Annotated in this window: 1 protein-coding gene; it reads right to left on the reverse strand. The window is 48.2% G+C overall.

Annotated elements, in window-relative coordinates; all coding sequences use genetic code 11:
- Positions 1 to 278: 278 nt before the first annotated feature.
- Positions 279 to 12,557 carry an Ig-like domain-containing protein gene (locus tag BFG52_RS13780; protein WP_157758116.1) on the reverse strand — a complete coding sequence of 4,093 codons (12,279 nt, stop codon included), beginning with the start codon at positions 12,555 to 12,557 and terminating at the stop codon, positions 279 to 281.
- Positions 12,558 to 12,931: the final 374 nt, after the last annotated feature.

The raw sequence follows: 12,931 nt of genomic DNA on the forward strand, positions 1-12,931 counted from the left end.
AAATCTTGAATTGGTACACACATTTGTACACATTATAAAAATAAAAGTGCAATCCAATGTGCGAAATGAAAATATTGAGAATGGGCGTAATTGTATATCAATACTTAGCATGCTTCTATTAAATTAAAAACACAGCGTCGGAGATTGGCGGGAATCTAGGTACTCCAATCTTTACTACAAGCTTATAAGGTGCAAGCTTATAAAAAGAAGGCCACCTATAAAAAGAAGGCCACCTATTGGCAGCCTTCTTTTTATAACAATGGACTTTGTGCTACTTACTATATGACTAACTGATTATTATAAAGTAACTCAACCAAGTCCGTCTGAACTCCGTTTAAGGTGAGTACTGTCGTAAATTGATCACCCCCACCATCGCGGTCGATTGCAATGCTGGTATTGGTTCCATCATTACTTACTTTTAAATAATCATTCAAAGTCGATGATGCATAATCAAGTTTTACTCCATCACTATCCGTATACAATCCAGCTGTACCGTTATAATCACTGAGTAATTCGTGGATATCGATGATATCTGCATCAACATCTGAGCTAACTTGACCAACATGGAAGCCATTGACAACATCCGTACCATTGCCACCAGTAGCATCTGCGGCATTGAGTAAGGCCAGATAAATTGTATCTTGCCCCCCTCCGACTCCAGCTAAATTATAGGTATCATTGCCAGCACCACCACTAAAGACTTCATTTGCCGTAGAACTATTAAAGATAGAATCACCACTACCTGCAATAATTTTTTCAATATTAACAAAGGTATCTGTTGTCGTTACACCGGCAATGACTTTTGTTACGGTACCAGCAAGCATATCTACTGTAATATTGGTATTGAGTTTGCTGTAATCCAAGACATCTAGACCACCATCGGCAACCCATGTCTTATTACCGGCAGCATCAATTTCCCATCCGCCACCACCATTATAGTGATCATTACCAAGGGACGCATAAAAATGATCATTATAGCCTGTACCAACAATACCTGTTGCAATATCTTGGCTATTATTCACAGCTGTATCAGACTCTGCTGTTAAAATAATGGCTTCATTGGCTTTACCTGCTTTTATGTCTGTCCAACTTTGATTAATCGTGTTATTTGCATATCCTCCTAGATTGGCAACGCCTGCAACATTATCGATCGTACCATTGATGTTACGTAATAACTGAACGGAATAAGTGTCATTCGGATCTAATCCATAAAAATTGACAATACCCGTACTATCCGTTGATGCTGAAGACTGCGCATTGATCACCTGAGTCGATACCAATTCTCCAGCAGAGTTATATAGTTTAACGGTATTGCCATAATAACTATTAAATCCCATACCATCTAAAATACGAATATGGAGGCTGGTACCATCTGCAGCTACATTTGTATTATGAATAAGAACTGTTGGAGCTGAATTATCTGTCGCTCCAACCTGTGCATTTACACCTGAACGATACAGAACTAAATCGACAGAACCATCCCAATCGTAGTCTACTGCAACAGCTCCAGTGATATCACTATAAACCGCTCCCAGAGTCGTTACTGAACCCGTTGCCCCCCAAACATTCGTACCGGTATTGGTATAAAGTGTGGGTGCAAATGCAGTTCCAACGCCAGCAACAGGAATTTCAACAATATCCACTTTACCATCAAGATTCCAGTCTACGGCAAATGATGTTCCTCCAGGCGAATTATCTCCAAACCATAAAGCATCTGCATCAGTCGCATTCAGTTGACCTTTGCCATCATTAAGATAAATGCGACTTTCATCTGAGTTAGCATTTCCCTTGCTTCCTTTATTGATATAAAGATCAAGCCAGCCATCTCCATTAAAATCTGCATATGTCATTGAAGTTAATAAATTAGGAGCATCTTGTGATCCACCATCATTCAAATACACATTTGGTTTATTGATATAGGTAAAGCCATCACTCCCTCCTGAATTATATAAAATACCTAAGCCGCGAGATAAATTGCCAACTCTAGATGCATCGTTATAGCTCACATGAGCTAAGAGATCGACAGCACCATTATTATCTAAATCTACACCAGAGATATTTTTGAACATATTAAAGTTATTGGGTAGAGCCGTTCCTGAGACTGTTCCTGTACCTAAGCCATTTTCCACAACAAATGCCTTAGATGGTGGCAAATCATAAGCTCCGCCACTGCCATTACCATTTTCTACTGACAATATTCCATTCTCATTTTTAATAAATGTCATAGAATCTGGAGCAGAATCTCCAAAAACGAAGTCTAAATATCCATCACCAGTTCGATCATAAGCAACAACAGCACCTAAATGATTTAATTGTCCTTTGACTAAAACCATTGGTTGATAACTGCCATCCTCTTGAGCAACCCAATATGCTGTAGATCTTGTTGTTGGTCCTGTCGTATAGTCACTCACCTGTGACATTACATCCATTAAACCATCTCGATTAATGTCTAAAAATACAGCTGAAGTTAATGAATGACCATATGTAGTTGCGCCACCATTTAAACCACCGCCAGCACCATTCGCAACAGTGGGTTGAGCTAAATACGTTGAAGTATACTCATCACCTTTAATTTCATAGATACGACCAGCATAAGCATTTGTTCCATTTGGTGCTGTTACCCCTTGGAAGAAGTTCCAATTACCATCTGAACTTAAAGCAACAGCTGCTAAATTCATACCATCGCTGGTATTTGTCGCGGTTCCTCCCCAGCCTGTAAGCGTTTCATTACTTCCTGTCGTACTTGATCCGACTCCAGTATGTGTAATTGGACTTAGACTGGAAATATTTCCTGCTTTATCCCAAACCATAAAGGCTAAGTTCAATGCGCCATCAGGCAATGTCGTATCAATACTCCATGTTCCATCACTATTCACAATAGCACTGGCAATTACAGTATCTATCCCTTCCTGCCACATACCATTATTATTGACATCGTTGATTAAAGCGATTGTAGTCCCTGCTTCTAATAAACCATATGTACTATGACTAAAGTTATTGGAAACTGAACTATCCGTTTGTGTGTCTATAACTGGCGCAATGGTTGGAGCATCAGGTGATGTTACATCAATCACAACTGTACGATCCTCTGTACTCAAATCACTAGAGGCTCCTGATTCATTCCGGACACGCAATTTAAAGTTTAATGTCGTATCCGCGGTATATACATCAGATAAGGTATAACTCCAACTTGTGCCCACCAATGAACTCACATCATCCCAAGTAACGCCTCCATCTTTAGAAATTTGCAACATTTCACCTGCAGCCAAGGCATTGCTTAACTCTCCATTTACAGCTGTTGGTGTATTATCTCGCGTAATTAAATCATCATTGCTATCAGTAATGGTTGTGGTAAAACCAGATGCAGGAACACCGTTTGCTGTATCCGTCTCCAATATAAATGTTGTCGTTAATCCGTCAACAATTGGCGCCAAATCAACCACAGCTGTGGTTGTATCAGATGGATTACCTGCTGGATCTGTGGCAATAGCTTTGACTTCATCACCATCAACCAAGTTACCCGGATTCGAGACCGACCATGTACCATCTGGGTTTACCAGCGTATCGACGCTACTACCATCTGGATAGGTCACGGTCACTGTGCTACCCGGCTCTGCGGTACCGGTAATTGGATCTGTGGCATTGACTGGATCAATCAACGGTGCTGCAGGTGCAACTGCATCAACGGTCGCAACCGTTTCAGGTGACGTATTACCCGCTGCATCCGTGGCAGTGGCTTTGACTTCATCACCATCACCTAAGTTACCCGGATTCACTACTGTCCAACTACCATCAGGACCTGCAACCACATCTTCGGTTGAACCATCTGGATAGGTCACGGTTACTGTGCTGCCCGGCTCTGCCGTACCGGTAATTGGATCTGTGGCATTGACTGGATCAATCAACGGTGCTGCTGGTGCAACTGCATCAACGATCGCAACCGTTTCAGGTGACGTATTACCCGCTGCATCCGTGGCAGTGACTTTAACTTCATCACCATCACCTAAGTTACCCGGATTCGGTACGGTCCAACTGCCATCGGGACCTGCAACCACATCTTCGGTTGAACCATCTGGATAGGTCACGGTTACTGTGCTGCCCGGCTCTGCAGTACCGGTAATTGGATCCGTCGCATTGACTGGATCAATCAGCGGTGCTGCTGGTGCAACTGCATCAACGGTCGCAACTGTTTCAGGTGACGTATTACCGGCGGCATCCGTGGCAGTGGCTTTGACTTCATCACCATCACCTAAGTTACCCGGATTCACTACCGTCCAACTACCATCAGGACCTGCAACCACATCTTCGGTTGAACCATCTGGATAGGTCACAGTCACTGTGCTACCCGGTTCTGCTGTACCCGTTATTGGATCTGTGGCATTCACTGGATCAACCAACGGTGCTGTTGGTGCAACCGCATCAACGGTCGCAACCGTTTCAGGTGACGTATTACCGGCGGCATCCGTGGCAGTGGCTTTGACTTCATCACCATCACCTAAGTTACCCGGATTCACTACCGTCCAACTGCCATCAGGACCCGCCACCACATCTTCGGTTGAACCATCTGGATAGGTCACGGTCACCGTGCTACCCGGCTCTGCGGTACCGGTAATTGGATCTGTGGCATTCACTGGATCAATCAACGGTGCTGCAGGTGCAACTGCATCAACGGTCGCAACCGTTTCAGGTGACGTATTACCGGCGGCATCCGTGGCAGTGGCTTTGACTTCATCACCATCAACCAAGTTACCCGGATTCACTACGGTCCAACTACCATCAGGACCTGCAACCACATCTTCGGTTGAGCCATCTGGATAGGTCACAGTCACTGTGCTGCCCGGCTCTGCGGTACCGGTAATTGGATCTGTGGCATTCACTGGATCAATCAACGGTGCTGTTGGTGCTGTAGCATCAACGATCGCAACCGTTTCAGGTGACGTATTACCCGCTGCATCAGTAGCAGTGACTTTAACTTCATCACCATCACCTAAGTTACCCGGATTCACTACTGTCCAACTACCATCAGGACCTGCAACCACATCTTCGGTTGAGCCATCTGGATAAGTCACGGTTACTGTGCTACCCGGTTCTGCTGTACCCGTTATTGGATCTGTGGCATTCACTGGATCAACCAACGGTGCTGTTGGTGCAACTGCATCAACGGTCGCAACTGTTTCAGGTGACGTATTACCGGCTGCATCCGTGGCAGTGGCTTTGACTTCATCACCATCACCTAAGTTACCCGGGTTTGGTACGGTCCAACTACCATCAGGACCTGCAACCACATCTTCGGTTGAGCCATCTGGATAGGTCACGGTCACCGTGCTACCCGGCTCTGCGGTACCGGTAATTGGATCTGTGGCATTCACTGGATCAATCAACGGTGCTGCAGGTGCAACTGCATCAACGGTCGCAACCGTTTCAGGGGAAGTATTACCCGCTGCATCAGTAGCAGTGACTTTAACTTCATCACCATCACCTAAGTTACCCGGGTTTGGTACGGTCCAACTACCATCAGGACCTGCAACCACATCTTCGGTTGAGCCATCTGGATAGGTCACGGTCACCGTGCTACCCGGTTCTGCAGTACCCGTTATTGGATCTGTGGCATTCACTGGATCAACCAACGGTGCTGCAGGTGCAACCGCATCAACGGTCGCAACCGTTTCAGGTGACGTATTACCCGCTGCATCCGTGGCAGTGACTTTAACTTCATCACCATCACCTAAGTTACCCGGATTCACTACGGTCCAACTACCATCAGGACCTGCAACCACATCTTCGGTTGAGCCATCTGGATAAGTCACGGTTACTGTGCTACCCGGTTCTGCTGTACCCGTTATTGGATCTGTGGCATTCACTGGATCAACCAACGGTGCTGTTGGTGCTGTAGCATCAACGGTCGCAACCGTTTCAGGTGACGTATTACCCGCTGCATCTGTGGCAGTAACTTTGACTTGATCACCATCACCTAAGTTACCCGGATTCACTACCGTCCAACTACCATCAGGACCCGCAACCACATCTTCGGTTGAGCCATCTGGATAGGTCACAGTCACTGTGCTACCCGGTTCTGCCGTACCCGTAATTGGATCTGTGGCATTGACTGGATCAACCAACGGTGCTGTTGGTGCAACTGCATCAACGGTCGCAACTGTTTCAGGTGACGTATTACCCGCTGCATCCGTGGCAGTGGCTTTGACTTCATCACCATCAACCAAGTTACCCGGATTCACTACTGTCCAACTACCATCAGGACCTGCAACCACATCTTCGGTTGAACCATCTGGATAGGTCACAGTCACCGTGCTACCCGGCTCTGCGCTACCGGTAATTGGATCTGTGGCATTCACTGGATCAATCAACGGTGCTGCAGGTGCTGTAGCATCAACGGTCGCAACCGTTTCAGGTGACGTATTACCGGCTGCATCTGTGGCAGTAACTTTGACTTGATCACCATCACCTAAGTTACCCGGATTCACTACCGTCCAACTACCATCAGGACCCGCAACCACATCTTCGGTTGAGCCATCTGGATAGGTCACAGTCACTGTGCTACCCGGCTCTGCCGTACCGGTAATTGGATCTGTGGCATTGACTGGATCAACCAACGGTGCTGTTGGTGCAACTGCATCAACGGTCGCAACTGTTTCAGGTGACGTATTACCGGCTGCATCCGTGGCAGTGGCTTTGACTTCATCACCATCACCTAAGTTACCCGGGTTTGGTACGGTCCAACTGCCATCAGGACCTGCAACCACATCTTCGGTTGAACCATCTGGATAGGTCACGGTCACTGTGCTACCCGGTTCTGCGGTACCGGTAATTGGATCTGTGGCATTCACTGGATCAACCAACGGTGCTGCAGGTGCAACCGCATCAACGGTCGCAACCGTTTCAGGTGACGTATTACCGGCGGCATCCGTGGCAGTGGCTTTGACTTCATCACCATCACCTAAGTTACCCGGATTCGGTACGGTCCAACTGCCATCGGGACCTGCAACCACATCTTCGGTTGAGCCATCTGGATAGGTCACGGTTACTGTGCTGCCCGGCTCTGCAGTACCGGTAATTGGATCTGTGGCATTGACTGGATCAATCAACGGTGCTGCTGGTGCAACTGCATCAACGATCGCAACTGTTTCAGGTGAAGTATTACCGGCGGCATCCGTGGCAGTGGCTTTGACTTCATCACCATCACCTAAGTTACCCGGATTCACTACGGTCCAACTACCATCAGGACCTGCAACCACATCTTCGGTTGAGCCATCTGGATAGGTCACAGTTACTGTGCTACCCGGTTCTGCGGTACCGGTAATTGGATCTGTGGCATTCACTGGATCAACCAACGGTGCTGCAGGTGCAACTGCATCAACGGTCGCAACCGTTTCAGGTGACGTATTACCCGCTGCATCCGTGGCAGTGGCTTTAACTTCATCACCATCACCCAAGTTACCCGGGTTTGGTACGGTCCAACTGCCATCAGGACCTGCAACCACATCTTCGGTTGAGCCATCTGGATAGGTCACAGTCACTGTGCTACCCGGCTCTGCGGTACCGGTAATTGGATCCGTCGCATTCACTGGATCAACCACCGGTGCTGCAGGTGCTGTTGCATCAACGATCGCAACTGTTTCAGGTGACGTATTACCCGCTGCATCCGTGGCAGTGGCTTTGACTTCATCACCATCACCTAAGTTACCCAGATTCGGTACGGTCCAACTGCCATCAGGACCTGCAACCACATCTTCGGTTGAGCCATCTGGATAGGTCACAGTCACTGTGCTACCCGGCTCTGCGGTACCGGTAATTGGATCCGTCGCATTCACTGGATCAACCACCGGTGCTGCAGGTGCTGTTGCATCAACGATCGCAACTGTTTCAGGTGACGTATTACCCGCTGCATCCGTGGCAGTGGCTTTGACTTCATCACCATCACCTAAGTTACCCAGATTCGGTACGGTCCAACTGCCATCAGGACCTGCAACCACATCTTCGGTTGAGCCATCTGGATAGGTCACAGTCACTGTGCTGCCCGGTTCTGCGGTACCGGTTATTGGATCTGTGGCATTGACTGGATCAACCAACGGTGCTGCAGGTGCAACCGCATCAACGGTCGCAACCGTTTCAGATGACGTATTACCCGCTGCATCCGTGGCAGTGACTTTAACTTCATCACCATCACCTAAGTTACCCGGATTCGGTACGGTCCAACTGCCATCAGGACCTGCAACCACATCTTCGGTTGAGCCATCTGGATAAGTCACGGTTACTGTGCTACCCGGTTCTGCAGTACCCGTTATTGAATCTGTGGCATTGACTGGATCAACCAACGGTGCTGCAGGTGCAACTGCATCAACGGTCGCAACTGTTTCAGGCGACGTATTACCCGCTGCATCCGTGGCAGTGGCTTTGACTTCATCACCATCAACCAAGTTACCCGGATTCGAGACCGACCATGTACCATCTGGGTTTACCAGCGTATCGACGCTACTACCATCTGGATAGGTCACGGTCACTGTGCTACCCGGCTCTGCTGTACCCGTTATTGGATCTGTGGCATTGACTGGGTTAATCAACGGTGCTGCAGGTGCAACTGCATCAACGGTCGCAACCGTTTCAGGTGATGTATTACCCGCTGCATCAGTAGCAGTGGCTTTAACTTCATCACCATCACTTAAGTTACCCGGATTCGGTACCGTCCAACTGCCATCAGGACCTGCAACCACATCTTCGGTTGAGCCATCTGGATAGGTCACGGTCACTGTGCTACCCGGTTCTGCAGTACCCGTTATTGGATCTGTGGCATTCACTGGATCAACCAACGGTGCTGTTGGTGCAACCGCATCAACGGTCGCAACCGTTTCAGGTGACGTATTACCGGCGGCATCCGTGGCAGTGGCTTTGACTTCATCACCATCACCTAAGTTACCCGGATTCACTACCGTCCAACTGCCATCAGGACCCGCCACCACATCTTCGGTTGAACCATCTGGATAGGTCACGGTCACCGTGCTACCCGGCTCTGCGGTACCGGTAATTGGATCTGTGGCATTCACTGGATCAATCAACGGTGCTGCAGGTGCAACTGCATCAACGGTCGCAACCGTTTCAGGTGACGTATTACCGGCGGCATCCGTGGCAGTGGCTTTGACTTCATCACCATCAACCAAGTTACCCGGATTCACTACGGTCCAACTACCATCAGGACCTGCAACCACATCTTCGGTTGAGCCATCTGGATAGGTCACAGTCACTGTGCTGCCCGGCTCTGCGGTACCGGTAATTGGATCTGTGGCATTCACTGGATCAATCAACGGTGCTGTTGGTGCTGTAGCATCAACGATCGCAACCGTTTCAGGTGACGTATTACCCGCTGCATCAGTAGCAGTGACTTTAACTTCATCACCATCACCTAAGTTACCCGGATTCACTACTGTCCAACTACCATCAGGACCTGCAACCACATCTTCGGTTGAGCCATCTGGATAAGTCACGGTTACTGTGCTACCCGGTTCTGCTGTACCCGTTATTGGATCTGTGGCATTCACTGGATCAACCAACGGTGCTGTTGGTGCAACTGCATCAACGGTCGCAACTGTTTCAGGTGACGTATTACCGGCTGCATCCGTGGCAGTGGCTTTGACTTCATCACCATCACCTAAGTTACCCGGGTTTGGTACGGTCCAACTACCATCAGGACCTGCAACCACATCTTCGGTTGAGCCATCTGGATAGGTCACGGTCACCGTGCTACCCGGCTCTGCGGTACCGGTAATTGGATCTGTGGCATTCACTGGATCAATCAACGGTGCTGCAGGTGCAACTGCATCAACGGTCGCAACCGTTTCAGGGGAAGTATTACCCGCTGCATCAGTAGCAGTGACTTTAACTTCATCACCATCACCTAAGTTACCCGGGTTTGGTACGGTCCAACTACCATCAGGACCTGCAACCACATCTTCGGTTGAGCCATCTGGATAGGTCACGGTCACTGTGCTACCCGGTTCTGCAGTACCCGTTATTGGATCTGTGGCATTCACTGGATCAACCAACGGTGCTGTTGGTGCTGTAGCATCAACGGTCGCAACCGTTTCAGGTGATGTATTACCGGCTGGATCTGTGGCAGTGGCTTTGACTTCATCACCATCACCTAAGTTACCCGGGTTTGGTACGGTCCAACTGCCATCAGGACCTGCAACCACATCTTCGGTTGAACCATCTGGATAGGTCACGGTCACTGTGCTACCCGGCTCTGCGGTCCCTGTAATGGGATCTGTGCCATTGACTGGGTTAATCACTGGTGCTGCAGGTGCGGTGGTGTCGATTAACTCAACCACTGCTGTTGCAGGAACAGAAGTATTGCCCGCGGCATCGGTCGCGGTAGCTTTGACTTCGTCACCATCATCCAAGTTACCCGGATTGGCAACCGACCAGCTCCCATTGGAACCGGCAACCACTGTTTCGGTTGAGCCATCAGGGAAAGTCACTTTAACTGTGCTACCCGGCTCTGCGGTCCCTGTAATGGGATCTGTGCCATTGACTGGGTTAATCACTGGTGCTGCCGGTGCGGTGGTGTCGATTAACTCAACCACTGCTGTTGCAGGAACAGAAGTATTGCCCGCGGCATCGGTCGCGGTGGCTTTGACTTGGTCACCATCATCCAAGTTACCCGGATTGGCAACCGACCAGCTCCCATTGGAACCGGCAACCACTGTTTCGGTTGAGCCATCAGGGAAAGTTACTTTAACTGTGCTACCCGGCTCTGCGCTACCTGTAATCGGATCTATGCCATTGACTGGGTTAATCACTGGTGCTGCCGGTGCGGTGGTGTCGATTAACTCAACCACTGCTGTTGCAGGAACAGAAGTATTGCCCGCGGCATCGGTCGCGGTGGCTTTGACTTGGTCACCATCATCCAAGTTACCCGGATTGGCAACCGACCAGCTCCCATTGGAACCGGCAACCACTGTTTCGGTTGAGCCATCAGGGAAAGTTACTTTAACTGTGCTACCCGGCTCTGCGCTACCCGTAATTGGATCTGTGCCATTGACTGGGTTAATCACCGGTGCTGCAGGTGCGGTGGTGTCGATTAACTCAACCACTGCTGTTGCAGGAACAGAAGTATTGCCCGCGGCATCGGTCGCGGTGGCTTTGACTTCATCACCATCATCTAAGTTACCCGGATTGGCAACCGACCAGCTCCCATTGGAACCGGCAACCACTGTTTCGGTTGAGCCATCAGGGAAAGTTACTTTAACTGTACTACCCGGCTCTGCGCTACCTGTAATCGGATCTGTGCCATTGACTGGGTTAATCACTGGTGCTGCCGGTGCGGTGGTGTCGATTAACTCAACCACTGCTGTTGCAGGAACAGAAGTATTGCCCGCGGCATCGGTCGCGGTGGCTTTGACTTGGTCACCATCATCTAAGTTACCCGGATTGGCAACCGACCAGCTCCCATTGGAACCGGCAACCACTGTTTCGGTTGAGCCATCAGGGAAAGTCACTTTAACTGTGCTACCCGGCTCTGCGCTACCTGTAATCGGATCTGTGCCATTGACTGGGTTAATCACCGGTGCTGCCGGTGCGGTGGTGTCGCCAAGATCAACCACTGCTGTTGTTGGCGGAGATGTATTTCCTGCCGGATCTGTGGCAGTGGCTTTGATTTGATCGCCATCGCCTAAGCCGGGATTGGCAACCGACCAACTACCATCGGGACCGGCAACTACTGTTTCAGTGGTGCCATCAGGATACGTCACGGTCACCGTGCTACCCGGCTCTGCGCTACCGCTAATAGGGTCTGTGCTATTGATAGGATTGATAATAGGTGCTGCCGGTGCAACCGCATCGACAATAACATTGGTTGGAGGTGAAGTATTGCCCGCAGGATCTGTAGCAGTCACTTTGACTTGATCACCATCACCTAAACCTGGATTCGGCACCGACCAACTACCATCGGGACCGGCAACCACTGTTTCAGTGGAGCCATCGGGATACGTCACCGTCACTGTGCTGCCCGGCTCTGCCGTTCCTGTAATGGGATCTTTGCCATTCACAGGTTTAACAATTGGCGCATCCGGTGCCTGCGTATCTATATTCGGCGTAGTATTATCATTTTTATCATCATCGTCATCACTCGCAGCCCAAGCGATCACACCACCAGCTGCAATAGGTAATGCCAACCAAGCCCACGGTATGCTTGCATCATGATAGAGCAAAGGCTCGATACTATTGATGTAACTTAATTCTATATTTTCAAGTACTGCACCATTAGCATCGGTAAATTGTGCCCAAAGTAGTTTTTGTTGATCATCTTCAAATACCAAACTATTTTCAGTTTGCGCACTTGCATCGGTAAAAAAGTTTTCGACTATTATTTTTTCACCATTTTTTAAAGTAATCACAGCATTGTTCGCTTCTCGACCAATCGCTGCAACATCGTCTTTATTCATCTTTATCAGTACTACAGATGCTTCTGAAACGCTTACAGTGTTTCCACTAACGCTTTCTAGTACTTTATGTGTTTCTTTTGATATTACTTTTATCTCAGACATAATCGTTCCCAAAATTTAAATTAATGGAAGTCAATACTTAAAATTATTGATTTTCATAAACTAACAAACCAAACAATCAGCCATTACGGTCTGAACATAGACAATAGTTTAAAAAAAGACAAAACAAAAACATGTTATGAGACATATTGTTTAACAAAAGAATTAATAAAAAAAATATTCAATCAAATTATTACAAATCAATTAGTTATAACAGCAATACCAGAAACAAAACCATCTATTTTAAAATAGCAAAAATAACAACACACGGTATTTAATTATAATTATTAGCAGCAAACAAACTAAATTGAATCTTAAAATAAAATCTAAAACAATATAAATAAAAATCAAAAAATAAAGGCTGCTCATCAGCAGCC

Source organism: Acinetobacter larvae, assembly GCF_001704115.1.
Classification (GTDB): Bacteria; Pseudomonadota; Gammaproteobacteria; order Pseudomonadales; family Moraxellaceae; genus Acinetobacter; species Acinetobacter larvae.

Excerpts from the sequence above, each read along its gene's own strand:
- BFG52_RS13780 (WP_157758116.1), bottom strand. The coding sequence starts at position 12,557 with ATGTCTGAGATAAAAGTAATATCAAAAGAAACACATAAAGTACTAGAA.